Here is a 24,755-nt window from a genome sequence, read left to right on the forward strand (position 1 = left end):
GCGGCTGGAATTCGCCTATTTACAGCGCATGATCCGTTTTCATCTCAAATGTGACCAAGGCCATGCTTTTGAAAGCTGGTTTCAGTCCGGCGAAGCCTTTGACAAGCTAAGCCGCACGGGGCTGATCACCTGCGAAACATGTGGATCAACTGCGGTGAGCAAATCAATCATGGCCCCTGCCGTCAGCACGTCAGCCGAGATCACAGCCCCCAAAGCCGCCGAAAACCCGATCGAAAAACTGCGCGACGAGGTCGAAAGCAAATCTGATTATGTGGGTGACAAATTCGTCAAAGAAGCCCGCGACATGCATGATGGCATCACACCAGAGCGTCCAATTTACGGTGAGGCAAAACTGGATGAGGCCAAGAAACTGGTCGATGATGGCATTCCAGTAATGCCTTTGCCGTTTATTCCGCGCAAAAAGGCCAATTAACGCGGGCCAATCATGTCGGTTGCGCATTGCCCTTGGGCGCGCGCGCCTTTAAGACACCTGCGGAATTGCTACAGGGGTGTGACACCCTAAGGGATACGACCATGCCAACGTTAGTTATGAAATTTGGCGGCACATCAGTTGCCAATCTGGACCGGATCGCGCGCGCGGCTAAACGCGTCGCCGTGGAAGTCGCCAACGGTTACGACGTCATCGTCATCGTTTCGGCGATGTCAGGCAAGACCAATGAATTGGTCGGCTGGGTGAATGAAACGTCACCGCTTTATGACGCGCGCGAATATGATGCGATCGTTTCGTCCGGTGAAAACGTCACCGCCGGGTTGATGGCTTTGCGCTTGCAAGAAATGGAAATCCCTGCGCGCAGTTGGCAAGGCTGGCAGGTTCCTGTCAAAACCACCTCTGCACATTCGAATGCGCGTATCGAAGAAATTCCCACCGACAATATCAACGCCAAGTTTGGCGAAGGTATGAAAGTGGCCGTCGTGGCAGGTTTCCAAGGGGTCAGCCCCGAAGGCCGGATTGCCACATTGGGGCGCGGCGGGTCGGATACAACGGCTGTTGCTTTTGCTGCCGCATTTGGCGCGGAACGCTGTGACATTTATACCGATGTTGATGGGGTCTATACCACCGACCCGCGCATCACTGATAAGGCCCGCAAGCTCGACAAAATTTCGTTTGAAGAAATGCTGGAATTAGCATCGCTTGGCGCAAAGGTTTTGCAAACCCGCTCTGTAGAATTGGCGATGCGCTACAAGGTGCGCCTGCGCGTGCTATCATCTTTTGAAGAACCATCAGACGCGGCTGGAACGCTTGTCTGCGATGAGGAAGAAATCATGGAATCCAATGTTGTGGCCGGTGTGGCCTATTCGCGCGATGAAGCAAAAATGACCCTAATCTCTGTCGCGGACCGCCCCGGCATTGCCGCAGCGATCTTTGGACCATTGTCCGAGGCCGGTGTGAATGTCGATATGATCGTGCAAAACATCTCTGAGGAAGGGCGTACTGATATGACTTTCTCTTGCCCGGTAGATCAGGTCGCGCGCGCTGAAAAGGCGATGCAGGACGCCAAAGATAACGGTGACATCAACTACCACGATCTGGTCGCGGACGAAGGTGTCGCAAAAGTCTCTGTGGTTGGAATCGGGATGCGGAGCCATACGGGTGTTGCAGCTAAAATGTTTGCCGTGTTATCCGCCGAAGGTGTAAATATTAAGGTCATTACAACCTCAGAGATAAAAATTTCCGTGCTGGTTGACCGAAAATACATGGAACTTGCCGTGCAAGCCTTGCATGATGCATTCGAATTGGAAAAGGCAGGCTGATCAATTTTGATCGGTCCGTCATTTTGGGGGACCAATGCCAGAACGGATTGAAACTGAAAGCCGCAAGCTGCTTGGCCGCCTGCGCGAAGCCTTAGCGGAAGATAGCGAAGGCCAAGAGCGGCTTGATGAGGTCGTAGACCTGATCGCCACCTCAATGATGACCGAGGTGTGTTCAATCTATCTGTTCCGTGATGCCGAGACCTTAGAACTTTGCGCGACCAAAGGTTTGCAACCCGAAGCCGTCCACCAAACCCGGATGCGCTTGGGCGAAGGTCTGGTCGGGCGAACCGCCAAAAGCCGTGACGTGATCAATACCGCGGATGCCCCCGCCGCCAAAGGGTTCCGCTATATGCCGGAAACCGGCGAAGAACGGTATTCGTCATTTTGTGGTGTGCCCATCCAACGCCTTGGTGACGCGATGGGCGTGCTTGTTGTGCAGTCAAAAGCCGCGCGCGAATTCACCGCAGACGAAGTTTACGCCCTAGAAATTGTCGCCATGGTACTGGCCGAAATGACCGAGCTTGGCGCATTTGTCGGCGAGGGTGCAGCCCTGTCTGCCCGGCACCAGCAGCATGTGTTGCTGCGAGGCTCTGTTGCCCAAGAAGGCGCGAGCGAGGGGCTCGTATTCCTGCACGAACCACGCGTGGTGGTGACTAACCCAATCTCAGACGACCCGGACGTCGAACTTGCGCGTCTGCGCGATGGCGTCGAAAACCTGCGTATTTCAGTCGATACCATGCTGTCTGGCGCCCGCTCCAATGACGCCGATCAGGTTGAGGTTCTTGAGGCTTACCGCATGTTCGCGAATTCCACGAGCTGGATGCGCCGGATGGAAGCAGATGTGACCAACGGCCTCTCGGCGGAAGCCGCCGTTGAAAAAGAACAATCGCTTGCCCGGACCCGCATGAATCAAGCGGGCGATCCGTATTTGCGTGAACGATTGCACGATCTAGACGATCTTTCGAATCGTTTACTTCGGATCCTTACCGGCCAAGGTGCCGCCGCACGTGCCGATATGCCCGAAAACCCGATCCTTGTGGCCCGTAATATTGGGCCCGGCGAATTGCTGGAATACGGCAAGGTTCTTAAGGGGATCGTGCTAGAAGAAGGCTCTGTCGGGAGCCACGCCGCGATTGTCGCGCGCGCATGGGCGATTCCGCTGGTGATCAACGCCAAAGGCGTCACGACTGAGGCCCTGAACGGCGACCCGATCCTTGTAGACGGCGACCAAGGGATCGCGCATTTGCGCCCTGATGAAACCGTGCACAGCGCATTTCGCGATAAGCTTGCGATGCAAACCCGTGCGCAAGAACGCTACGCCTCTATCCGCGACCTGCCCGCGACCACAAAGTGCGGTACCACGATATCGCTGCAAATGAATGCCGGTTTGATCGCGGATCTGCCATCTCTCGAAGGATCAGGCGCCGAAGGCGTGGGGCTGTTCCGGACTGAATTGCAGTTTTTGGTGCGTAATAAAATGCCGCGTCGTGCCGAATTATCTGCGCTCTATTCACGCGTTGTGAAATCGGCAAATGGCAAACGTGTCGCGTTTCGCACGCTTGATATCGGGTCAGACAAAGTCCTGCCCTATATGAAGCCCAACGATGAACCCAACCCTGCGATGGGTTGGCGTGCGATCCGGGTTGGATTGGATAAACCCGGCGTGCTGCGAATGCAGTTGCAGGCGCTGATACGTGCTGCGGATGGCGGGCCATTATCCGTCATGTTCCCTTTTATCGCCCAGCATGACGAATTCCGCACCGCCAAATCCGAGATGGACAAAGCGATGGCGCGCGAAAAGAAGCTTGGGCATAAATTGCCATCGGGCCTTGAAGTCGGCGCAATGCTTGAAACCCCATCGCTTGCCTATGCGCCCGATGCGTTTTTCCAAGAGGTCGATTTCATCTCTATTGGTGGCAACGACCTAAAACAGTTTTTCTTTGCGGCTGACCGCGAAAATGAACGCGTGCGCAAACGGTATGATACGCTCAACGTGAGCTTTCTAGCATTCTTGCGCCAAGTTATTGACCGCTGCGACGCATCAGGCACGCCCGTGTCGTTTTGTGGCGAAGATGCTGGTCGCCCCGTCGAAGCTTTGTGTTTTGCAGCACTTGGCTTGCGCAGCTTGTCGATGCGCCCGGCCTCAGTTGGGCCCGTCAAACATTTGTTGCGCCGTGTCGATCTCAACGAAGTGCGCGCAATTATGGACGAATCCATTGCACGCGGTGATCAATCCGTACGCCGGGCCGTGGCCGATTGGTTGGTCTATCAGGTCTGATCTGCAAGCGCTGCGTGAAACGCCTCTGTCACCTCTGCCTCACCGTGATCACGCGCAAGTTTACGCAGCCCAAAATGCACATGGGCAAGCGCCACGTAATAGTCAACGAACGCGTAATTTGTTCCTGCCCCGGCTGCGGCCCCTAAAATTGGCACGGTTTGCGTGGCCAGCTTCTGCGTCATCACGGCCGCAAATTTTGGCGCGACCTTGCTGATAAGCCCATGCACTGCAGCCCCTGACAGCCCCAAACGCGCACCGATAAATGCGGTATCAACCCCGTCGTCTTCGCTGCCCGGACCACCAGCCCCAAAGACCGCCAGACATGCCATGCGGGTTTCAACCGATTGCGGGTTTTCGCCATAGTCTTCGGCGACATGTAAAACGGCGCGAAAGATAACGGTCGTCGCAACCGGTAATTCGGCCAATGCCGTCGGCAGCCCCCCAACCCCGCCCAGCGCCCCAGAAACCGTGCCCAACGCCTTGTGGGCGCGATCAGATCCGATGGATTTTCCTAGCCCACCGCGCGACTTCGCGGCCAGATCAAAACTCCGCTCAAGCGCTTTGCGCGCGATATCGTCGATCTGTCCACGGATAGATTCGGGTAATAATTTCAAGCCGTCGTCGACCTGCCCACCGACAAAGGTGATTGCGGTCATTAAGACGCCGCGCGCCCGTTTTTGCTTGCGTGCCAAGGCCAGCACTTCGGCGCTGGCCGCCGCATCCAAGGGAAGCAACGTTTCGGCGGGCAAAGGCGCAAGCAACGGGTCATCAGATGTGGTCATAGGCCTAAGATGGGGGTTCGGGGGGCTATTTACAATCCGAGGCCTTGGTCACAGCGCCTGCAATACCATTCCAATCCCCCAGCCCAAGCACACGATCGGGGTTCGTGGGCGGCGGCATTTCAACGCCCGTCAGCTTTTCAAATCCAAAGCGCCCGTAGTAAGGCGCATCGCCGACGAGCATCATGCGCTCCCAGCCATGTTGCTTAGCCAGTGCAAGGCACTCACGCATCAGTAGCGCAGCAACGCCTTCACCTTGACGGGTTGGGTGTACCGCAATCGGCCCCAAAAGCACTGCCATTTGCCCGCCAACACAAACAGGCCAGTTGCGCACGGCCCCAGCTAAAATCCCATCAACATCGCGCGCCGTGATACAAAGTTCCGCAATGGGCGACACCCCGTCGCGCAAACGATAAGACGACAAGGCAGATCGCCCCGGCGCAAAGCACAGATCGTAAAGTGCTTCGACCTCCCACCAGTCGTGGGCCGTTTCCTCGGCCATTGTTAGTGCGGCTTGTTGCATCGTTCTTTCGTCTGGCCAAGTTGGTCCGCGCAAGTTACCCCTAAGCAAACCTAAGGAAAAGGTAACACGATGTTTTATGCGCCAGAAAATGGGCACGGCCTGCCACATAACCCGTTTAACGCCGTGGTATCCCCGCGCCCGATCGGTTGGATATCAACGCGTGGTGCTGATGGGCATGATAACCTCGCGCCATATTCATTTTTCAACGCTGTCGCATATGAACCGCCACAAGTGATGTTCTCATCCACCAGCAGCAAGCCAGACCGCGATGGTACCAAGGATTCAGTCACGCATATCCGCGAAACGGGTGTTTTTGCAGTGAATATCGTTGATTACGCATCCAAAGACGTGATGAACCAGACCTCTGGACCATGGGACAAAGAGACCGATGAGTTTGAACTCGCGCAGATCGCCAAGGCAGAATGCAAAACCATTGCCTGCGCCCGAGTCGCGACAGCACCTGCGACATTGGAATGCAAGCTAACCCAAATCGTGCAGCTGCCCGGCGCCGCCAATTTCGCAGTATTTGGTGAGGTCACCGGCGTGCATCTGCGTGACGATTGTCTTGTTGACGGCAAATTTGACGTGACGCAGTTTGGGATGCTCGCGCGGATGGGCTATCAGGACTACGCGGTGGTGCACGATGTCTTTACGATCAAACGCCCCGGCTAAACCCCAATTAGAAAATATCTGCCGATCCCGTAGATATAAAGTGCCGTGAACAGCATGTTGATGTATTTTAACTGCGGCTCCCGGCGCAACCATGCGCAATACATCCAGATTAGGCAAAACGGCAGGCTGAACAGCATCGCCCCCAGATGATAGCCCTGCACAACGCAAACCGTACTGGCAACGCCCAGCACAAATGCGACCCACTTCAATTGCTGCTCATAAGCGGCAAATGTCATCAATGTCATTTAGATTGTTTTCTCGGTGATGTCCGCCGTGGACCCGGCGTGTGACATCGCATGTCTATCGCAAAAGCGCTGCGCGCGCAAACGATAGGATGCAGGGACCGGGCCCGACAAATTCGGGCCCGGTCATCATGTTAGTGACCGCCAAGAATGCCGGTTTTGACGCTGTAGTTCACAGCCAATGCATAATCAGGATCATCGTCGCTATCCACGATCAGGTGACCCGCTTTAGACAAAAGCTGATGGCAATCATGGCTGATATGACGCAGTTGGATACGTTTGCCTGCGGCTTCGTATTTACCCGCAATGGCTTCGATGGCTTGCAGCGCCGATTGATCGACCACACGGCTGTCCGCAAAATCGATGATGACCAGCGATGGGTCATTTTCAATGGTGAACAGCTCGGTGAACCCGTCGGATGAGCCAAAGAACAGCGGCCCTTGAACTTGGTACACTTTGGCACCTTCAGGGGTTTCATGGGTCTTGGCATGAATGCGGCTGGCGTTGTTCCAAGCATAAGCCAAAGCTGACACAATCACACCAACAACCACCGCCGTGGCAAGATCAGTGGCCACTGTCACAACAGTCACTAGGATGGTCACAAAGGCATCCGTACGCGGCACCTTGCGCAGGATCGTGAGCGAGTTCCAAGCAAAGGTCCCAATCACCACCATGAACATCACACCGACCAAGGCCGCCAGCGGGATTTGTTCGATCAAACCGCTCGCGAACAAGATAAACGCCAGCAAAAACAGCGCCGCCGCGATACCTGCAACGCGGGTCCGTCCGCCAGATTTCACGTTAATCATGGATTGCCCGATCATTGCACAACCACCCATGCCGCCAAAGAAACCTGTCACGGTATTGGCCGCGCCTTGTGCGATGCATTCTTGGCTTGCGCCGCCGCGGTTGCCGGTCATTTCACCCACAAGGTTCAACGTCAGCAGGCTTTCAATCAACCCAATCGCGGCAAGGATCACCGCATATGGTAAAATGATTTCAATCGTTTCCCAATTCAGCGGCACCATCGGGATATGGAATGGGGGCAAGCCACCTTCGATGCTCGCCAAATCGCCAACAACTGGCACATCCAGCCCAAAGCCAATCACGATCGCCGCAACGATCCCGATCCCGGCCAAAGGTGCAGGGATCGCGTTGGTCAGGCGCGGTATAAAATAGATGATCGCCATCGTCAGCGCCACCAACCCCAACATCAATGCCATTGGCCCACCAGACAGCCATTCGCCGCCACCAACGCCGTGACCAGAGGCTTCTGCGGTGCCCGGCACTTTGAATTGGCCCAATTGCGCCAAGAAAATCACGATCGCCAGCCCGTTCACAAAGCCGAGCATCACAGGATGCGGCACAAGCCGGATGAATTTCCCCCAACGCATGATGCCAACGAAAATTTGGATCAGCCCCATTAAAACGACGGTCGCAAACAGGTATTCAACGCCGTGCATCGCAACAAGGCTGACCATCACAACGGCCAAAGCGCCGGTCGCCCCGGAAATCATCCCCGGACGCCCACCAAAAATCGCTGTGATCAAGCCGACGATAAATGCCGCATAAAGCCCCACCAATGGCTGCACCCCAGCGACAAAGGCAAAAGCCACCGCTTCGGGCACCAACGCCAAGGCAACGGTTAGTCCAGAGAGCACGTCAATACGCAGCTGCTTTGGGGTCAACGGGGCGTTTGGATCGCTGATCGAAAGACTATCTGCGAAACTCGCTAAAAGAGCGCGGGGCATGGAGATTCCTGTCAAGATTGGGATGTTGCGCCTGCCCTACCCGACCTGCGTGCAATTGTCACCCCTTGGGGCGCAAGTGCCTTTTATTGATGCGGTACGGGCACTGACGCGGGGTTCACTTTTGCGTTATTCCCGGCCAGTGTGAAGCGAACGGATTCGACGCAGGTGGCACATATGCAAACGAAAATCGGAATTATTGGCGGCTCAGGTATCTATGATATGGAGGGGCTGGAAAATGCAAAATGGGTCACAGTCGACAGCCCATGGGGCACACCCTCAGATGCAATTCTGACTGGCACGCTCAATGGGGTCGATATGGCCTTTCTACCGCGTCACGGACGCGGGCATGTGCATTCACCAACAACCGTGCCCTACCGTGCGAATATCGACGCGCTCAAGCGGCTTAGCGTGACTGATATTATCAGCGTCAGCGCCTGCGGGTCATTTCGTGAAGACCGCGCACCCGGTGATTTTGTCATCGTCGACCAATTCATCGACCGGACTTTCGCGCGTGAAAAATCATTCTTTGGCACAGGCTGTGTGGCACATGTCAGCGTTGCCCACCCAACCTGTGACCGGCTGTCCGACGCATGCGAAGCTGCCGGCCGCGATGCGGGTATCACCATTCACCGCGGCGGCACCTATCTCGCGATGGAAGGGCCGCAATTTTCCTCTGTCGCCGAAAGCAAAATGTACCGCTCTTGGGGCTGTGACGTGATCGGCATGACCAATATGCCCGAAGCCAAGCTCGCCCGCGAGGCCGAGATTTGCTATGCATCCGTCGCGATGATCACTGATTACGACAGCTGGCACCCGGATCATGGGGCCGTTGATATCACCGAAATTATCGCGACATTGCAGGGAAATGGCACCAAGGCACGCGATCTTGTCGCGCGACTGCCCGCCCTGCTCGGCGCAACACGTGACGCATGTCCGCACGGCTGTGATCGGGCGCTTGAATATGCGGTCATGACCGCCCCCGACAAACGCGACCCTGCGCTGGTTGCCAAATTAGACGCCATCGCTGGCCGTATCCTTTAGAAAGCCCCCCATGAAAACCGTCCAAGACTACATCCGCACGATCCCTGATTTTCCACACGAAGGGATCATGTTTCGCGATGTCACCACATTGTTCAGCGACCCTCGCGGATTTCGCATCGCCATTGACCAACTGCTTCACCCCTATGCAGGGCTTGATATTGACCGGATTGTCGGGCTTGAGGCGCGCGGGTTTATTCTTGGCGGGGCCATCGCGCACCAATTGACCAAAGGCTTTGTGCCTATCCGCAAGAAAGGCAAACTGCCCGGCAAAACAATCGAGCAATCCTATACGCTCGAATACGGCGAGGCCGTGATGGAAGTCCACGACGACGCGCTACAACCGGGCGAAAAAGTCTTGATCGTCGATGATCTGCTGGCCACAGGCGGCACCGCCGAAGCAGGGATCAAACTGGTCGAACGCATGGGCGCCCAAGTCATCGGCTGCGCCTTTGTCATCGACCTGCCTGATCTGGGCGGCCGTAAAAAATTGGAAGATATGGGGATGGACGTACACGCGCTGTGTGAATTCGCAGGCGACTGACCCTTCGGGGAGAGTATTTTAGGAAAAAAGAAGAGACGCGCCCGCTACCATTGCCTGATCTCGGCTGACCCGTTTCTGGGGTCTGGCGGCGGGCGGCTTCTCATTTCACGGCCATCGGCTCTCCAGCCTGTGCCGCAATCCGAGCCTAGCGGCATATCATTAATATTTTCTTTTTTCCCGTAAATACTCCCGCCGGAGGCAGCGCTAACGCGGCGGCGCGAGCACGGCTCCTGGGTTCATGATCCCTTTGGGATCTAGCGCATCTTTCACGGCGCGCAGCATCGCGAGCTTGGCGGGGTCGCCATATTTCTCAAGGTCAACGACCTTGAGCCGCCCAATCCCATGTTCCGCGCTCACAGAGCCTTCCATCTGTGCCACAAGATCATGCACCGTCCGCTTCACATCTGTTGCTTGGCCATCGTAATCTGCACGGCTTCGCCCGCTTGCGGGGAATACGTTGTAATGCAGGTTGCCGTCGCCAAGGTGCCCGAAACAATTGACCCGAAAATCGCCCAAGGCGGCCAGTGCCGCGCCTGCCTTTTCGATAAACTCGGGGATCATGCTCAGCGGCAGCGCCACATCATGTGAGCTGACAGAGCCGATCCGACGGTTGGCTTCGGGGATATTCTCGCGGATATCCCAAAGTTCCTGACGCTGTGCGCGGCTTTGCGCGATGACGCCGTCGGTGACAAGTTCTTGTTCAAACCCAGCCTCAAACAGCCCTTCTAGCGCGGCCTCAGGGCTCAGCCCTTCAGGCAGGCCAACATCGATCAACACCGACCATTCAGGGATCTCATCAAGTGGCTCGCGCTGTTGCGGGCCGACTTCGGCGAGAAAATCCATGCCTTGCCTGTGCATAATCTCAAAAGCGGAAATGCCGTCCCCGATCCGCGCACCCGCGAACGCCAATAGGTCAAGCGCGGCCTGCGGTGACGGCACAGCCATCAATGCTGCACCGATCCCCACCGGGCGCGGCGAAAGTTTGAGCGCGGCCCCCGTAATGATCCCCAGTGTCCCCTCTGCCCCGATCATAAGATCACGCAGATCATAGCCAGTGTTATCTTTGCGCAGCCGGGTGAGCCCGTGCCAAATGGTGCCATCGGGGCGCACGACCTCTAGCCCCAGACAAAGCGCGCGCGCATTGCCATAGCGCAGCACATTCACACCGCCTGCGTTTGTAGATAACACCCCACCGATCCGCGCCGAGCCTTCAGAGGCCAATGACAGCGGAAACAAGCGATCCACATCTTCTGCCGCCTTTTGCACATCTGCAAGAATCACGCCTGCATCACAGACGAGAACATTCTCGGTGGGATAGACCGCGCGGATTTTATTCATCCGCTCGAGCGAAAGCACAACGGGTTTCGGTCCTTCGTCGCTGAGCTGCCCACCGACAAGACCGGTACCGCCACCGTAAGGAATGATCCCGACAGATGCCTCGGCACAGGCTTTGACCAGCGCTGCGACCTCCTCGGTCGTGGCGGGAGCAACGACGATACCGTGGCCTGAGCGACGCCCACGCGGTTCGGACATATAGGGTGCGATATCTTCTTTGAACGCTGCGGCTGGCAACAGGTTGCGTAGCCTATCTTCGAATATGGCGGTGACAGGGTTCAGCATAGTTTGGTCCTTTGACGTTAACCGACGTCTGTTTTCCCACGCCGATCATGGCGCAGGTTGGCGTACAGCACATGATTGCGCCAACGTCCGTTGATCTGCAAATAGCTTTGCGCGACGCCTTCATATTTATAACCACATTGTTCTAGCAGTCGGCGCGATGGGTTGTTTTCGGGCAGGCAGCCTGCCTCAACGCGGCTTAGGTCCATCGCAGTGAATGCATGGTTTACGACGGCCTGCAGCGCCTCGCGCATATAGCCTTGGCGCGCGAAAGGTTCGCCGATCCAATAACCCGTCGTGCCAGCCTGTGCAGGTCCGCGCCGAATATTGTCGAGCGTGATCGCCCCAACCAGCCCCTGGTCATTGCGGCGTACCAAAAACAGCGGCAAGGCAGATCCATTCGCAATGGACCGCTGCGCCCAATAGACCCGGTTGGTAAAAGCCTTACGTGTCAAATGATCTGTCGCCCAAGTCGGTTCCCACGCAGTTAGAAACGCGGCACTATCATAACGCAGCGTCGACCACGCCCGGTAATCACCATGCGTCGGCGGGCGCAGGATTAACCGTTCGGTTTCGATCCGGACCTTGCGTTTGGCCCCAAGCATCACGCGGCCAGCCGTTCTTTCAACGCGTCCAAGGTCGGTGCGGCATCCGTCGGACCATAGAGCGCCAGCCCCATCCCGGTTTGCCCCGCCATTTGCCCCGCAAAGGATTTGACATCGCCCGTGGTCACCGCATCAATTTGCGCGATGGTTTCATCAAGGCTTGGGATACGTCCCCAGATTTGCAGCAAACGCGCCAAACGTTCCGCCCGGTTTGACGGGCTTTCTAATCCCATCAAAAGCCCAGCCTTCATTTGCGCGCGCGCACGCGCCACTTCTGACGCGGTCATATCATCTGCGGCGCGTTTCATTTCATCGATGGTGACAGTCGCCAGTTCTGCGATTTGTTCCGCACTGGTACCTGCGTAAATCGTGGTCATCCCAGTGTCTTCATAGGCGCCTGTTTGCGCAAAGATCGAATAGCATAGCCCACGGTTTTCGCGGATTTCTTGGAATAGGCGCGAGGACACGCCGCCGCCCATGACCGAACTATAGATTTGTGCGGTGTAAATCTGTGGATCACGGTAATTCGGCCCTTCCAGGCCGAGCGCAAAATGCACCTGTTCAAGATCTTTAACGTTGCGGATTTCACCGCCGCCAAACTGGGCGGGCTGGATCAAATCAGCGCCACGATCCAACGCGGGCAGATGGCCAAACAACGCCTCAGCTTGTGCAACAATCGCGTCATGATCCACCGCGCCTGCGGCGGCCAAGATCATCTGGTTGGGGCCATAGTGTTGGCCAACAAACTGCTGCAAATCATCACGGTTAAATGCGCTAACCCGCTCTGCCGGGCCCAAAATCGTACGGCCAAGCGCCTGATCGGGAAAGGACACTTCTTGCAGCCAATCAAACACCATTTCATCAGGGGTATCGATGGTCATGCCAATTTCTTGCAAGATCACACCGCGTTCAATTTCGATATCTTCGGGCGTGAACACCGGATTCAGCAGAATATCCGCGATCACATCAAGCCCAAGTGGCACATCATTTTCTAGAAGGCGCACATAGTAGGCGGTCGCCTCGCGACTGGTATAGGCGTTGATATAGCCGCCAACATCTTCGATGCATTCCGCGATCTGTAAGGCGGTCCGCTTTTGCGTGCCCTTGAACGCCATATGTTCAAGAAAATGCGCGATACCGTTTTGCGCGGGCTTTTCGTGCCGCCCGCCCGCTTCGACCCAGATGCCAATACTGGCAGATTTCAGCGTCGGCATATGTTCTGTCACGATCCGAAAACCGTTCGACAGGGTGTGCAGTTGAATTGTCAAAGTCAGATCCGTTCTTTGATGACGGCTTGCAATGCCGCCAAATCATTGGCCACGCGTGTGACCCGTTCGGGGCGCTCATATAGGTCGGCCATCCGGGGGGGAAGTGGTGCCGCGACGCCAGAGGCTTCTTTTACCGCATCAGGGAATTTTGCAGGGTGCGCGGTGGCCAAGGTGACCATCGGTGTTGCCCCCAAGTGTGCGTGCGCAACATGCACGCCGACTGCACTATGTGGACACAGTAATTCGCCGCTATCCGCACGACACGATTTGATCATCGCTTTTGTGTCATCCTCGGAAGCGCGCCCCGACTTAAACGTGTCTTGCAACATCTCGAAGGCCCCTTGCGAAATATCAAAGCCGCCGTTTTTCAGATCATCCATCTGTGCAGCAACTGTCGCGCCGTCACCGCCGTAAGCATAAAACAAAGCGCGTTCAAAGTTAGAACTCACCTGAATATCCATCGACGGGCTGATGGTCGGGGTGACGCCTTCTTTGGTGTAAGCGCCGGTTTCCAAAGTGCGGTGCAAGATATCATTACGGTTTGTCGCAACGACCAAATCGGCAATCGGCAGCCCCATTTTCTTGGCGATGTAGCCTGCAAAGATGTCGCCGAAATTGCCTGTCGGGACGGTAAAGCTCACCTCGCGGTGCGGCGCGCCAAGACTGACAGCGGCAGTGAAATAGTAAACCACCTGCGCCAAAACGCGGCCCCAGTTGATCGAATTCACGCCCGCCAATTTCACATCTTCGCGGAAGGTGAAATCGTTGAACATGTCTTTTACAGCCGCCTGACAATCGTCAAAATCGCCGTCCACTGCCAATGCATGCACATTGGATTCGCTTGGCGTGGTCATTTGGCGGCGTTGTACTTCGGAGACACGCCCATGTGGGAACAAGATGAACACATCGACGTTCGACAGGCCGCGAAAAGCTTCGATCGCGGCGGACCCTGTGTCACCCGAAGTCGCACCAACGATGGTCACCCGGTCGCCTGAACGTGACAATGCAGCTTGGAACATCTGCCCGATCAACTGCATTGCGAAATCTTTGAACGCCAGTGTTGGGCCGTGGAACAACTCCAACAAGAAATGATTTGGTGCCAGCTGCACCAAAGGCGCACGCGCCGCATGCCCAAAACCAGCATACGCCTTGGCAATCAATTCGCGAAATTGCGCATCACTAAAGGTATCGCCAATAAAGGGGCGCATCACGTCGAACGCCACCTCTTCGTAAGATTTGCCCGCCATTGCAGCGATCTGCGTTGGGGTCAGCGTCGGAATTTCTTCGGGCACATAAAGCCCACCATCACGGGCAAGACCCGTGAGCATGGCTTCTTCGAAGGTCAGCGCGGGGGCGGTGCCCCGGGTGGAGATATAGCGCATTTTAGACGTCCTTTTGGCGGGTCGTGCGGAAGATAAGAAAGAGTGTCATAACGGCCCAAACAAAGGCCAGCGAAAACCACGTGATCGCATATTCAAGGTGGTCATTTTTGATACCCGATGTTGCCACCGGCAAGGGGGTCAGGCGCGGATCGACCGGGGTCGCGGTGCTCACCACGACCATAAAGGCTTCGGTCGAAAGCTCTGCGGCCATGATCTGCGTATTGCGCGCAAACCAAATGTTTTTGGCAAGATCAGGATCAGGGGTGCTGTCGTTTTGATCATCAGGCCACAGCAACGTGCCCGTGATCTGCATCGGCGCGATCAGCGGGGCTGCGTCTCTGTTGTTCAGGGGCAGAAGCCCAAGATCGACAAGAATCGCGGTGCCATCATCCAGAACGAACTTTGAAATCACGCGGTATCCTGTCCCGGCAGCGGTGCCAGATGTCAGCACGTGCAGTTCGTCACCTGTCGGAGTGCCTGCGAGGGTCACCCGCGTATATTCATCCGCCACCTCAGTCGCTGCTGTTGTGAATGGTGCGGGTGCCCCGGTAAGGCGCTCATCAAGCTCGGTCAGAATATTTTCTTTCCAGGCCAGCCGCTGCACTTGCCAAACCCCAAGGCTTACCAGAACCCCGCAGCCCGCAATTCCCAAAAGCAGTGGAAAGATCAGTTTACGCAGCATTTTGCGCCCTTAATTAGAAAAGCGCGCGAGTGATCCCCGCGCGCCTAGATCAGCGGTGGTGGATCAAGATCCACCCTACGTTTGGCTTAGCCGCCCCAGACGTAAACGGCAGCAAACAAGAACAACCAAACCACGTCCACAAAGTGCCAGTACCATGCGGCGGCTTCGAACCCGATGTGCTTTTCAGGGGTAAAGTCGCCCTTTTGCAGACGGATCAGGCAGACCAGCAAGAAGATCGTCCCGATAAAGACGTGCGCGCCGTGGAAACCTGTCGCCATAAAGAAGTTCGCGCCATAGATGTTGCCGCCGAACCCAAATGCCGCGTGGCTATATTCGTAAAGCTGAAACACGGTGAAAATTCCGCCCAACACAACAGCAAGGATCAGCCCCCATTTCATGTCTTCACGGTTATTTTCATGAACCAGTGCGTGGTGCGCCCATGTCGCGGCGGCCCCAGAGCACAGCAGGATCAAGGTGTTGATCAACGGCAGGTGCCAAGGGTCAAATGTTTCGATCCCGGCAGGTGGCCAAACGCCGTCTTGCGCCGGGCTCAGCGGGCCCATTGGGTACATCGCGTGCTTAAAGAATGACCAGAACCATGCTGCAAAGAACATGACTTCGGACATGATGAACATGATGAAACCGTAGCGCAGGCCGATCCGCACGACCGGGGTGTGATCGCCAACCCGGCTTTCTGCGACAACGTCCGCCCACCACGCGTACATGACATAAAGCACCATCGCCAACCCGATGAGGAACACATAGGGCTTACCGCCTTGGGCTGGCATCCACATAACCGCGCCGTACAGCATTATAAATGCGCCCAGGCTTCCCAAAAAAGGCCAGATCGAAGGTGGCAAAATGTGATAATCGTGATTTTTTTCATGCGCCATGTGGTGCGTCCCTATCGGCTGATCGTTAGTTCAATTCTATGGCGTCTTGTGACGCCGTTGTCAAAGTCGAGGGCGCAAGCGCGGCTTGCACCACGTCCTCTGGTAGGTCGATTTGGTAGAAAGTATAGCTGAGCGTGATTGTGTGCACGTGTTTCCCTTCGCGGTCGTCAACAATCGCGGGGTCAACAAAAAAGCTCACCGGCATCATCACGGTTTCGCCCGGTTGCAAAACCTGTTCGGTGAAACAAAAACACTCAATCTTGTCGAAAAACGCACCGGCCTCGTAGGGGGTGACATTATAGGCGGCTTGACCCGCAATCGGCACATCAAGCGGGTTATGCGCCTCGTAGTAGGCAAGACCGGTTTCCCCGATCCGCAACTCCATCTCGCGGACTTCGGGCTTGAAGGTCCAAGGCATGTCCCGATCAAGCGAGGCATCAAAGCGCACGGTAATCGTTTGGTCCAAAACCACATCGCTACCAGCCTCGGCAACATTTGTGATCCCGCCAAATCCGGTGACCCGGCAAAACCAGTCGTAAAACGGCACCGACGCATAAGCCAAACCGCCCATCGTCACCACAACCGCACTTGTCATCAGCGCAGTCCGGTGCGGGCCTGAAAGGTTTGCGAAAAGCTTCATTCTGTGCCTTCCTCCGGAATGATTTGAGGACGTGCAACATGATCAGTGGCTTCGAACTTGCGCGCATCACCAAGCTGGATAACCTTTACAACGGTCAACCCTAAGACGATTCCAACAAAACACAGCAACAAGATCAAGACACCGTAGTTGCGGTTTTTGCGGCGGCCGTGCACCTCATGCTCAACTTTCATTGTCATCACCAGCCCCCCAGCCCGTATTGGCGCAGCGCGGCCTCAAACAAAAGTGCGAGGAAATGGGCAAAGAGGTAGTAGAGTGACACCTTAAAGACGTTGATTTCGACTTTATGTTTATCAGCCTCGCAGGCGGCATCATCACGGCGCGAAATATCGATGGCCCCCTTGAGAAACCAAAGGTTCATCACCACGGCAACAGCCATGTAGAAAGGGCCGCCAATGGATGTCAGCCCAAGCCCAAGCGCGACTGGCACCAGCGCAATCGTGTAGATCAACACGTGCCGTCGGGTTGTGTCGCGCCCATGTGTTTCGGTGAGCATTGGCACCCCGGCGCGACCGTAGTCAGATTTCACAAACAGCGCCAGCGCCCAAAAATGCGGAGGTGTCCACATAAAGATCAATGCGAACATCAGCACGCTTTCAATGCTCACGCCACCTGTCGCAACGGCCCAACCGATCATCGGAGGAAACGCGCCCGCAGCCCCACCGATCACGATGTTATGTGGTGTCGAACGCTTGAGGTACATCGAATAGACGACCGCATAGAAAAAGATCGTGAAGGCCAGTAAGGATGCTGCCAGAAAATTCGTCGCAAGCGCCAAAAGCACAACTGCAAAACCTGAAAGCGCTAGCCCGATGCCCAATGCTTCACCTGGCTCTACCCGGCCCGAAGGGATTGGCCGTGTCGCCGTGCGCTTCATCAACCGGTCGATATCCGCGTCCCACCACATGTTCAGCGCACCAGAGGCCCCAGCCCCAACAGCGATACACAAAATGCCCACGAACCCGATGAATGGATGAACAGGCACGGGCGCAACCAACAGCCCAACCAAGGCGGTAAACACCACCAATGACATGACGCGCGGCTTCAGCAAGGCGAAATAATCGCCCATGTTTGCCTCATAGCTGCTGTCTTGCATGCTGATGTCACTCATATAGGGTCTTTCCACGACGGGTGGATCAAGATCCACCCTACAGGGTTAATTTAGCGTAGGGTGGATCCTGATCCACCTCCCCGCTTAGGACTTCGCCGCTGCCAGCCATTCGTCGTATGTTTCTTGGCTTACGACTTTTACAGTGATCGGCATATAGGCATGGTCTTTTCCGCAAAGCTCTGAACATTGCCCAAAGAAGATACCTTCGCGCTCAGCCGAAAACCAAAGCTGTGACAAACGGCCCGGAACCGCATCTTGTTTCACGCCGAACGCTGGCACGGTCCATGAGTGGATCACATCCGCACCAGTCAGCTGCATCACAACGGTTGTATTCACGGGCACAACAACGGACGTGTTGGTCGCCAGCAGATATTCGTCTTGGCTATAGCCAAATTCTTCCAGCTCTTCACGGCCAAGCATAAAGCTGTCAAAGCTTACGTCTTCGTCGACATACTCATAGCCCCAATACCACTGGTACCCGGTGACCTTGATATTGATTTCGCCTTCTGGGATCACTTGCTGCTTGAACAGCACCGGCAGCGAAAACGAACCGATGAACACGAGAATGACGATCGGCAGCACAGTCCAGGCCACTTCGAGCGGCGAGTTATGCGTAAATCCTGCGGGTGTCGGCTGGCGCTTTTGGTTATAGCGGATCAAAACCCAAGCAAGCAGCGCCGTCACAAACAAAGTAATGACGGTGATGATCACAAGCAAAAGCTGATCAAGCCCCTGCACATCGCGTGCCAATTCGGTGGCCGCAGGTTGAAAGCCGGTTTGGCCGTCAACGGGTCTCCCGATTATTTCCAGCTCTTGGCTGACTTCTTGCGCTGTGGCAACCGCCCCGGCCATGATCAGGCCGGCACCGGACAAAAGTGAGGTCGCAAAGGTTTTCAGTCGCATATTCTACCCTAACATCGTTGCGCCTCAGGCGCGTCTGGAACGGTACCCAAGAAGGAATCCCGTTGTATCTGACCGTCCATGTCCCATATCTTGATGAACAACTCAAGAACTGCTGTTGCGGCAAAGAGCCGCTTTTGCCGATAAATTTGCGCAGACCTAAGGAATTCCACATGTCCACCGACCCATTTCGCCCGTTTGACACCAACCTTGATCAGGACCGCGCGCTTACCTTGCTGCGCGAAGCCACCCAAGGGGCCGACGACGGCGAGCTGTTTTTAGAGCGCCGCAAATCCGAAGTTCTTTCGTTTGATGACGGGCGCGTAAAAACCGCTAGCTATGATGCCTCCGAAGGGTTTGGTCTGCGTGCGGTCCGCGGAGAAACGGCAGGCTACGCGCATGCGACCACGATTGACGAACATGCGCTCAAGCGTGCTGTGGCGACCGCCAGGTTGGCCGTGGGTGACGGCGGTGGCACGATGGCCCCCGGCCCGATGGGCACCAATCAAAAGCTCTATTCGGATGCCGATCCGATGCTGCAGGCGACGTTCCCCGCCAAAATCGACGTCCTGCGTGAGATCGACGCCTTTGCCCGCGCGCTTGATTCGCGGGTGGTGCAGGTGTCAGCAACCCTTGCCGCATCGCATCAAGAGGTGCTGATCCTGCGCCCAGAAGGCACACTTGTGACCGATAACCGCCCGATGTCGCGGCTGAACATCAGCGTCATTGTCGAAGAAAACGGCAAGCGCGAAAGCGGATCAATGGGCGGCGGCGGGCGCGCTGGGTTGATCGGCTTGATCGGGCGCGATCATTGGGAGCCCGTCGTTCGCGAGGCCTTGCGTATCGCCCTTGTAAATCTTGACGCCGAACCTGCGCCCGCGGGCATGATGGATGTGGTGCTTGGCCCCGGATGGCCCGGTATTCTGCTGCATGAGGCCATTGGCCACGGGCTTGAGGGTGATTTCAACCGAAAAGGATCATCCGCATTTGCGGGGCTCATGGGCCAACAGATCGCCGCGAAAGGCGTGACAGTATTAGACGACGGCACGATCCCCGATCGGCGTGGCTCTATCACCGTCGATGACGAAGGCACGCCCAGCGCCCAGAACACATTGATCGAAGACGGGGTGCTGGTCGGCTATATGCAAGACCGCCAAAACGCGCGGCTGATGGGGGTCGCCCCGACAGGCAACGGGCGGCGTGAAAGCTATGCCCATACACCAATGCCGCGCATGACCAACACCTATATGTTGGGCGGGGACGCGGACCCTGAAAGCCTCGTCGCCGATCTGAAAGACGGGATTTATGCGGTTGGGTTTGGCGGCGGGCAGGTTGATATTACCAACGGCAAATTTGTGTTCTCATGCACCGAGGCCTACCGCGTCAAAAACGGTATCGTTGGGGCGCCTGTCAAAGGGGCCACCCTGATCGGAGACGGCGCAACTGCGTTGAAACAGATTCGCGGGATCGGCAATGACATGCAACTTGATCCCGGGATCGGCAATTGCGGCAAGGCTGGGCAATGGGTGCCCGTCGGCGTCGGACAGCCCAGCCTGCTGATTGGCGGCCTAACGATTGGCGGGGCTGCGGCGTAGTATGTTTCGCTCCGCGCCAGTCCGATTGCGTGATGCGCTCAAGATGATTGGGATTGCGATACTCATCGTTGAGCTCATTCTTCCGGCACTGTTGCTCGCCGTTTGGGCCGCAGTAACGTATACGCCAACGCTGACCGATAGCTTTGGGTATTTTTGGCATACAGGTGCATTTATTTTTAATCTGTTTATTTTTGCGTTTGTAACAACCTTGCTGATTGTGCCGGTCGCTGTGGCTCTGCTTATGGCTGGGATTGGCGGATGGGCCGTTGCCTTTGTATTGGGCGGGATTGTGAGCCACGCGGCGTTTCTTGTGCTTTCGGGCCTAAAGGAAGCCGCGTATGACTTCGGCTTCGTCGCAATGACTTCACTGCCCGGCGTTGGCTTTGCCGGGGCGCTTTGGTTCTGCGCACAACTTGCGCGGCCAAAGCAAAACCTTTGAACGACAAAACATGCAAAGATTCACATCTCGTTAACTGCGTAGGCCTAAAACTGACCGCGCAATAGGCGGAGAATCAGGATGACCGGAAAACGCAAAACTTCCAATCCCCCCCCACTCCTACCCACCACGGAAGGTGATCTGGTTGATCGGCTTCGCCTATTGCGATCGCGTCGGGTTGGCATTGTGACCTACCGGCGATTGATGGCTGAACATGGCAACGCGCAAAATGCGTTGGATGCCTTGCCAGACGTTGCCCGTGAAGCGGGTGTAAAAGGGTATGAAACATGCCCCATTGGCGTGGCGCGCGCAGAACTTGACGCGGGTCACGCCGCTGGCGCGGTATTGATGACGGATGACGACCCCCGCTATCCGGCCAATCTGCGCGATATTGCGGACGCCCCGCCCCTATTGTGGGCCTTGGGCGATTTCGCTCTTTTGGCCCGTCCGATGATTGCATTGGTTGGCGCGCGCAATGCGTCATCGCTTGGCACCCGGATGGCGAAAAAGCTTGCTGCGGATTTGACAGATTCGGGGTTTGTCGTTGTGTCTGGGCTTGCACGCGGGATCGATACCGCTGCGCATCTCGCAGCACTTCCCGGTGGGACAGCCGCCGTACAGGCCGGCGGGGTCGATACGATCTATCCTGTCGAAAACACCCAGCTAGCGTATGACATTGCCAAACAGGGCGTGCGCCTGTCCGAGATGCCGGTGGGGATGCAACCACAAGCCCGGCATTTTCCGGCGCGCAACCGTATTATATCCGGCATGGCACAGGCAGTGATCGTGGTCGAAGCGGCCGCAAAATCAGGCAGCCTGATTACCGCGCGAAATGCATTGGATCAGGCCCGCGACGTTTTCGCAGTTCCCGGCCACCCGTTCGATGCGCGCGCGGCTGGTTGCAATATGCTGCTGCGCGATGGGGCCACACTGATCCGCAACGCGTCTGATGTGATCGAAGCTATTTCTCCGGTCCTTCCCGAAGCGCCCGAACTGGACCTAACACCGCCCCCTGCACCGCGCCCGTTACAGCAAACCGCAGCGCTGCACGATAAAATCTTGGCGCGGCTTGGCCCAAACCCCATTGCCGAAGACCAATTGTTGCGCGATGTGGACTCGCCCGCCGCAACGGTGGCTCCGGTTTTGGTCGATTTGGAACTTGACGGCAGGATCGCACGCCAGCCCGGCGGGTTATGGGCCGCGGTCGTCAACTAGCGGCACCTTTACGCGCAACAATTGGACGAAAATGACCCTGTCGTAATGGGCGCATTGACAATCCGTCGCGACACACCACATCTTGCGCACCTAAACCGCTCCCCATCCGCCCAAAGGATTCTCATGCCAGTTGTCGTCGTCGAATCACCGGCCAAAGCCAAGAAAATTGAAGGTTATCTTGGAAAAGGTTATACCGTTTTGGCATCTTACGGCCACGTCCGCGACCTGCCGCCCAAGAACGGCTCGGTCCTCCCCGACGAAGATTTCGACATGAAATGGGAGGTCGCAAGCGACAGTAAAAAGCACCTCAAGGCAATTATCGACGCGTTGAAAAACGACAACGAACTGATCCTCGCGACCGACCCCGACCGTGAAGGCGAAGCGATTAGTTGGCACCTGACCGAGGCCTTAACTGCCCGCAAAGCGATCAAGAAAGACACGCCCGTCAGCCGCGTTGTGTTCAACGCCATCACCAAAACCGCAATTCTTGATGCGATGAAAAATCCGCGCCAAGTCGATGCGCCCCTGGTCGAGGCGTATCTTGCGCGTCGCGCACTCGATTATTTGGTTGGCTTCAACCTGTCGCCCGTCCTTTGGCGTAAACTGCCCGGCGCGAAATCCGCAGGCCGGGTGCAGTCGGTGACACTACGTTTGATTTGCGAACGCGAAATGGAAATCGAAGCTTTCCGCAATCAAGAATACTGGACAATCAAGGCACTTTTGACATCCGCGCGGGGTCAAACATTTGAAGCACGGCTAACGACGCTGGCGGGCAAGAAGCTCGATAAATTTGATCTGGGCAATGAAACGCAAGCCGAAATGGCCGTGCAGGCGATTAATTCGCGCGATTTAACCATCAAATCGGTCGAAGCAAAGCCCGGCACCCGCAACCCATCGCCGCCATTCATGACGTCAACCCTGCAGCAAGAGGCCAGCCGCAAATTCGGTATGGGCGCGCGCCAAACCATGAGCGTGGCCCAGCGTTTGTACGAGGCCGGATTGATCACCTATATGCGGACCGACGGCATCGACATGGCGCCAGAGGCGGTGACCAGCGCGCGCGACGCGATCAAAGCGAAATTCGGCGAGAAATATATGCCCGAATCGCCGCGCGTCTACAAAAACAAGGCAAAGAACGCCCAAGAGGCCCACGAATGTGTGCGGCCAACGGATTTGATGTTGGGTGCAGATGAGGCGAATATTAAAGACGCCGACCAACGCAAACTCTATGAGTTGATCTACAAACGTACCCTTGCTAGCCAGATGTCCGCTGCGCGTTTTGAACGCACGACCGTTGATATCGCCAGCGCTGACGAACAGGTGATCATGCGCGCCAATGGGCAGGTTATGGTCTTTGACGGCTTCATCGCGATCTACGAAGAAGGCAAGGATGACACTGTCGTTGACGATGACGACAAGCGCCTGCCGCAGCTAGCTGAGGGCGAAGACGCCGCCAAGCAATCGGTAACGCCAGAGCAGCACTTTACCCAACCGCCCCCCCGCTACACCGAAGCCACGCTCGTCAAGCGCATGGAAGAATTAGGCATTGGCCGCCCATCGACCTATGCGTCGATCGTGACCACGATTCAGGATCGCGGCTATGTTGAAAAAGACAAGAACCGTCTGATTCCGCAGGATAAGGGCCGTTTGGTTACCGCATTCTTGACCAACTACTTTCGCAAATACATCGGTTACGATTTCACTGCTGATCTGGAAAACCAGCTTGATGAGGTCAGCGCAGGCGACGCTGAATACAAAAAAGTACTTGAACGGTTTTGGCGCGATTTTTCAGCTGCGATTGCGGAAACGGCAGATCTGCGGATCACCGAAGTGCTTGAAAAAATTAACGAAGTGCTTGAGCCGCATCTTTTCCCAGCTACGGAAGATGGCAGCGATCCACGCCTGTGCCCCAACTGCGGCAAAGGGCGGTTGTCCATGCGTACCGCCCGCTCTGGCGGGGCCTTTATTGGCTGTTCGAACTATCCAGAATGCCGCTACACGCGCCCCTTTGGTCCGCCAAACCCAGAGGCCGAAGCATCCGCCATCCCCCCCGAAGGCAAGCTGCTTGGCGAGGACGCAGGCGATCCCATCCGCGTGTTCAAGGGGCGCTTTGGCCCCTATGTGCAGCGTGGCGAAGTGACCGAAGATAATAAGAAGCCCCCTCGTCAAGGTGTGCCCGAAGGTTGGAATCCCGAAGAAATCGGGCTTCCCGACGCGCTGCGTTTGCTTGAGCTACCGCGTTTGATCGGCACCCATCCCGAAGACGGTGTAAATGTATGGGCCAATCTTGGACGCTATGGTCCCTATCTTAAGCACGCTGAAAACACGTCGTTTAAGGGCGGCACAAACGCCAATCTTGAAGGCATCGAAGACGTCTGGACCGTGGGCATGAACCACGCCGTACAATTGCTTGCGGAAAAAGTCGCGAGCCGTGGGCAACGTGGCAAGGCTGCCGTGCCGATCCACGAATTGGGCGAACACCCTGAAGCAGGCGGGCCGGTGAACGTCTTCGACGGCAAATACGGCCCCTACGTCAAATGGGAAAAGATCAACGCGACGATCCCCGAAGACATTCCACCAGCCGAGCTGACGATGGCACAGGCTGTGCATCTGATTGATGAGCGTGCCGCAAAGTCTGGTAAGAAAAAACCGGCGCCTAAGAAAAAGGCCCCGGCAAAAAAACCTGCCGCGAAGAAGCCCGCAGCAAAAAAGAAACCTGCTATCAAGAAATAGCATGTGCTGCATCGCAGCATGCACGTTGACTTTCCCTGTTTCGCGGGTCAGGCTTTGGCC

General features: G+C 56.3%; 24 protein-coding genes. 10 read left to right on the forward strand and 14 right to left on the reverse strand.

Features of this window, described 5'->3' with window-relative positions; translation table 11 throughout:
* Positions 1–28: 28 nt before the first annotated feature.
* From Yoon_RS09445 to ptsP, 3 genes are all read left to right on the forward strand, one after another.
* On the forward strand, positions 29–433 hold the full coding sequence (locus Yoon_RS09445) for a DUF1178 family protein (protein WP_238111936.1): 405 nt from the start codon (positions 29–31) through the stop codon (positions 431–433).
* Between the two features lie 101 nt (positions 434–534).
* Positions 535–1,773 (forward strand): aspartate kinase, encoded by a 1,239-nt coding sequence (locus Yoon_RS09450; RefSeq protein WP_238111938.1) that lies wholly within the window; start codon positions 535–537, stop codon positions 1,771–1,773.
* Positions 1,774–1,807: 34 nt separating this feature from the next.
* The gene (gene ptsP, locus Yoon_RS09455) at positions 1,808–4,051 is read left to right on the forward strand and encodes a phosphoenolpyruvate--protein phosphotransferase (protein ID WP_238111939.1); all 2,244 of its coding nucleotides are present in this window, start codon (positions 1,808–1,810) and stop codon (positions 4,049–4,051) included.
* On the opposite strand, the gene Yoon_RS09460 is transcribed toward ptsP, so the two are convergent.
* Both Yoon_RS09460 and Yoon_RS09465 read right to left on the reverse strand, forming a co-directional pair.
* The gene (locus tag Yoon_RS09460; RefSeq protein ID WP_238111940.1) at positions 4,042–4,833 is read right to left on the reverse strand and encodes an EcsC family protein; all 792 of its coding nucleotides are present in this window, start codon (positions 4,831–4,833) and stop codon (positions 4,042–4,044) included. The genes ptsP and Yoon_RS09460 overlap by 10 nt on opposite strands.
* Before the next feature lie 25 nt (positions 4,834–4,858).
* Positions 4,859–5,353 (reverse strand): GNAT family N-acetyltransferase, encoded by a 495-nt coding sequence (locus Yoon_RS09465; protein WP_238111941.1) that lies wholly within the window; start codon positions 5,351–5,353, stop codon positions 4,859–4,861.
* Positions 5,354–5,422: 69 nt separating this feature from the next.
* Between Yoon_RS09465 and Yoon_RS09470 the strand changes: the two genes are divergently transcribed.
* A complete protein-coding gene (locus tag Yoon_RS09470) occupies positions 5,423–6,025 on the forward strand; it encodes a flavin reductase family protein (RefSeq protein WP_238111942.1) in 603 nt (200 codons plus the stop codon).
* Here Yoon_RS09470 and Yoon_RS09475 read toward each other — a convergent pair.
* Both Yoon_RS09475 and Yoon_RS09480 read right to left on the reverse strand, forming a co-directional pair.
* Positions 6,022–6,270 (reverse strand): peptidase, encoded by a 249-nt coding sequence (locus Yoon_RS09475; protein ID WP_238111943.1) that lies wholly within the window; start codon positions 6,268–6,270, stop codon positions 6,022–6,024. The two genes, Yoon_RS09470 and Yoon_RS09475, sit on opposite strands and share 4 nt — an antisense overlap.
* A 131-nt stretch (positions 6,271–6,401) precedes the next feature.
* Positions 6,402–8,018: a SulP family inorganic anion transporter gene (locus Yoon_RS09480; RefSeq protein ID WP_238111944.1), complete on the reverse strand. Its 1,617-nt coding sequence runs from the start codon at positions 8,016–8,018 to the stop codon at positions 6,402–6,404.
* 174 nt (positions 8,019–8,192) lie between these two features.
* Here Yoon_RS09480 and Yoon_RS09485 point away from each other — a divergent pair, with 174 nt between their 5' ends.
* Entirely contained in the window at positions 8,193–9,059 is an 867-nt protein-coding gene (locus Yoon_RS09485; RefSeq protein WP_238111945.1) for an S-methyl-5'-thioadenosine phosphorylase, read from the forward strand.
* 10 nt (positions 9,060–9,069) lie between these two features.
* Entirely contained in the window at positions 9,070–9,600 is a 531-nt protein-coding gene (locus tag Yoon_RS09490) for an adenine phosphoribosyltransferase (RefSeq protein WP_238111946.1), read from the forward strand.
* Between the two features lie 204 nt (positions 9,601–9,804).
* Here the strand turns inward: Yoon_RS09490 and Yoon_RS09495 are convergent, their stop codons facing one another.
* The 10 genes from Yoon_RS09495 to coxB all read right to left on the reverse strand — a co-directional run bounded on the left by Yoon_RS09495 (position 9,805) and on the right by coxB (position 18,719).
* Positions 9,805–11,220: an FAD-binding oxidoreductase gene (locus Yoon_RS09495; RefSeq protein WP_238111948.1), complete on the reverse strand. Its 1,416-nt coding sequence runs from the start codon at positions 11,218–11,220 to the stop codon at positions 9,805–9,807.
* Positions 11,221–11,237: 17 nt separating this feature from the next.
* A complete protein-coding gene (locus tag Yoon_RS09500) occupies positions 11,238–11,822 on the reverse strand; it encodes a GNAT family N-acetyltransferase (RefSeq protein ID WP_238111949.1) in 585 nt (194 codons plus the stop codon).
* Positions 11,822–13,090, reverse strand: coding sequence for a pitrilysin family protein (locus tag Yoon_RS09505; RefSeq protein WP_238111952.1), 1,269 nt, complete (start codon positions 13,088–13,090; stop codon positions 11,822–11,824). Before Yoon_RS09505 ends, Yoon_RS09500 begins: the two co-directional genes overlap by 1 nt.
* Before the next feature lie 2 nt (positions 13,091–13,092).
* A complete protein-coding gene (gene thrC, locus Yoon_RS09510) occupies positions 13,093–14,472 on the reverse strand; it encodes a threonine synthase (RefSeq protein ID WP_238111953.1) in 1,380 nt (459 codons plus the stop codon).
* 1 nt (position 14,473) lies between these two features.
* On the reverse strand, positions 14,474–15,154 hold the full coding sequence (locus tag Yoon_RS09515; RefSeq protein ID WP_238111954.1) for an SURF1 family protein: 681 nt from the start codon (positions 15,152–15,154) through the stop codon (positions 14,474–14,476).
* 86 nt (positions 15,155–15,240) lie between these two features.
* Positions 15,241–16,047 (reverse strand): cytochrome c oxidase subunit 3, encoded by an 807-nt coding sequence (locus tag Yoon_RS09520; protein WP_238111955.1) that lies wholly within the window; start codon positions 16,045–16,047, stop codon positions 15,241–15,243.
* Positions 16,048–16,072: 25 nt separating this feature from the next.
* Positions 16,073–16,687: a cytochrome c oxidase assembly protein gene (locus tag Yoon_RS09525; RefSeq protein ID WP_238111956.1), complete on the reverse strand. Its 615-nt coding sequence runs from the start codon at positions 16,685–16,687 to the stop codon at positions 16,073–16,075.
* Positions 16,684–16,884 carry a hypothetical protein gene (locus Yoon_RS09530; RefSeq protein WP_238111957.1) on the reverse strand — a complete coding sequence of 67 codons (201 nt, stop codon included), beginning with the start codon at positions 16,882–16,884 and terminating at the stop codon, positions 16,684–16,686. Before Yoon_RS09530 ends, Yoon_RS09525 begins: the two co-directional genes overlap by 4 nt.
* Positions 16,884–17,816 (reverse strand): heme o synthase, encoded by a 933-nt coding sequence (gene cyoE, locus Yoon_RS09535; protein ID WP_238111958.1) that lies wholly within the window; start codon positions 17,814–17,816, stop codon positions 16,884–16,886. The genes Yoon_RS09530 and cyoE overlap by 1 nt, the downstream gene beginning before the upstream one ends.
* A gap of 84 nt (positions 17,817–17,900) precedes the next feature.
* Positions 17,901–18,719: a cytochrome c oxidase subunit II gene (coxB, locus tag Yoon_RS09540; RefSeq protein ID WP_238111959.1), complete on the reverse strand. Its 819-nt coding sequence runs from the start codon at positions 18,717–18,719 to the stop codon at positions 17,901–17,903.
* Positions 18,720–18,889: 170 nt separating this feature from the next.
* Here coxB and tldD point away from each other — a divergent pair, with 170 nt between their 5' ends.
* The 4 genes from tldD to topA all read left to right on the forward strand — a co-directional run bounded on the left by tldD (position 18,890) and on the right by topA (position 24,695).
* Positions 18,890–20,311 carry a metalloprotease TldD gene (gene tldD / locus Yoon_RS09545; RefSeq protein WP_238111960.1) on the forward strand — a complete coding sequence of 474 codons (1,422 nt, stop codon included), beginning with the start codon at positions 18,890–18,892 and terminating at the stop codon, positions 20,309–20,311.
* A 1-nt stretch (position 20,312) separates the two neighbouring features.
* The gene (locus Yoon_RS09550; protein ID WP_238111961.1) at positions 20,313–20,750 is read left to right on the forward strand and encodes a hypothetical protein; all 438 of its coding nucleotides are present in this window, start codon (positions 20,313–20,315) and stop codon (positions 20,748–20,750) included.
* Between the two features lie 78 nt (positions 20,751–20,828).
* Positions 20,829–21,962: a DNA-processing protein DprA gene (gene dprA, locus Yoon_RS09555; RefSeq protein ID WP_238111962.1), complete on the forward strand. Its 1,134-nt coding sequence runs from the start codon at positions 20,829–20,831 to the stop codon at positions 21,960–21,962.
* 123 nt (positions 21,963–22,085) lie between these two features.
* Positions 22,086–24,695 (forward strand): type I DNA topoisomerase, encoded by a 2,610-nt coding sequence (topA, locus tag Yoon_RS09560; protein WP_238111963.1) that lies wholly within the window; start codon positions 22,086–22,088, stop codon positions 24,693–24,695.
* Positions 24,696–24,755: the final 60 nt, after the last annotated feature.

This window comes from Yoonia sp. I 8.24, assembly GCF_022096995.1.
Classification (GTDB): Bacteria; Pseudomonadota; Alphaproteobacteria; order Rhodobacterales; family Rhodobacteraceae; genus Yoonia.

Coding starts and splice junctions, on each gene's coding strand:
- Yoon_RS09445 (WP_238111936.1), top strand. CDS start 29: ATGATCCGTTTTCATCTCAAATGTGACCAAGGCCATGCTTTTGAAAGC.
- Yoon_RS09450 (WP_238111938.1), top strand. CDS start 535: ATGCCAACGTTAGTTATGAAATTTGGCGGCACATCAGTTGCCAATCTG.
- ptsP (WP_238111939.1), top strand. CDS start 1,808: ATGCCAGAACGGATTGAAACTGAAAGCCGCAAGCTGCTTGGCCGCCTG.
- Yoon_RS09460 (WP_238111940.1), bottom strand. CDS start 4,833: ATGACCACATCTGATGACCCGTTGCTTGCGCCTTTGCCCGCCGAAACG.
- Yoon_RS09465 (WP_238111941.1), bottom strand. CDS start 5,353: ATGCAACAAGCCGCACTAACAATGGCCGAGGAAACGGCCCACGACTGG.
- Yoon_RS09470 (WP_238111942.1), top strand. CDS start 5,423: ATGTTTTATGCGCCAGAAAATGGGCACGGCCTGCCACATAACCCGTTT.
- Yoon_RS09475 (WP_238111943.1), bottom strand. CDS start 6,270: ATGACATTGATGACATTTGCCGCTTATGAGCAGCAATTGAAGTGGGTC.
- Yoon_RS09480 (WP_238111944.1), bottom strand. CDS start 8,018: ATGCCCCGCGCTCTTTTAGCGAGTTTCGCAGATAGTCTTTCGATCAGC.
- Yoon_RS09485 (WP_238111945.1), top strand. CDS start 8,193: ATGCAAACGAAAATCGGAATTATTGGCGGCTCAGGTATCTATGATATG.
- Yoon_RS09490 (WP_238111946.1), top strand. CDS start 9,070: ATGAAAACCGTCCAAGACTACATCCGCACGATCCCTGATTTTCCACAC.
- Yoon_RS09495 (WP_238111948.1), bottom strand. CDS start 11,220: ATGCTGAACCCTGTCACCGCCATATTCGAAGATAGGCTACGCAACCTG.
- Yoon_RS09500 (WP_238111949.1), bottom strand. CDS start 11,822: ATGCTTGGGGCCAAACGCAAGGTCCGGATCGAAACCGAACGGTTAATC.
- thrC (WP_238111953.1), bottom strand. CDS start 14,472: ATGCGCTATATCTCCACCCGGGGCACCGCCCCCGCGCTGACCTTCGAA.
- Yoon_RS09515 (WP_238111954.1), bottom strand. CDS start 15,154: ATGCTGCGTAAACTGATCTTTCCACTGCTTTTGGGAATTGCGGGCTGC.
- Yoon_RS09520 (WP_238111955.1), bottom strand. CDS start 16,047: ATGGCGCATGAAAAAAATCACGATTATCACATTTTGCCACCTTCGATC.
- Yoon_RS09525 (WP_238111956.1), bottom strand. CDS start 16,687: ATGAAGCTTTTCGCAAACCTTTCAGGCCCGCACCGGACTGCGCTGATG.
- Yoon_RS09530 (WP_238111957.1), bottom strand. CDS start 16,884: ATGACAATGAAAGTTGAGCATGAGGTGCACGGCCGCCGCAAAAACCGC.
- cyoE (WP_238111958.1), bottom strand. CDS start 17,816: ATGAGTGACATCAGCATGCAAGACAGCAGCTATGAGGCAAACATGGGC.
- coxB (WP_238111959.1), bottom strand. CDS start 18,719: ATGCGACTGAAAACCTTTGCGACCTCACTTTTGTCCGGTGCCGGCCTG.
- tldD (WP_238111960.1), top strand. CDS start 18,890: ATGTCCACCGACCCATTTCGCCCGTTTGACACCAACCTTGATCAGGAC.
- Yoon_RS09550 (WP_238111961.1), top strand. CDS start 20,313: ATGTTTCGCTCCGCGCCAGTCCGATTGCGTGATGCGCTCAAGATGATT.
- dprA (WP_238111962.1), top strand. CDS start 20,829: ATGACCGGAAAACGCAAAACTTCCAATCCCCCCCCACTCCTACCCACC.
- topA (WP_238111963.1), top strand. CDS start 22,086: ATGCCAGTTGTCGTCGTCGAATCACCGGCCAAAGCCAAGAAAATTGAA.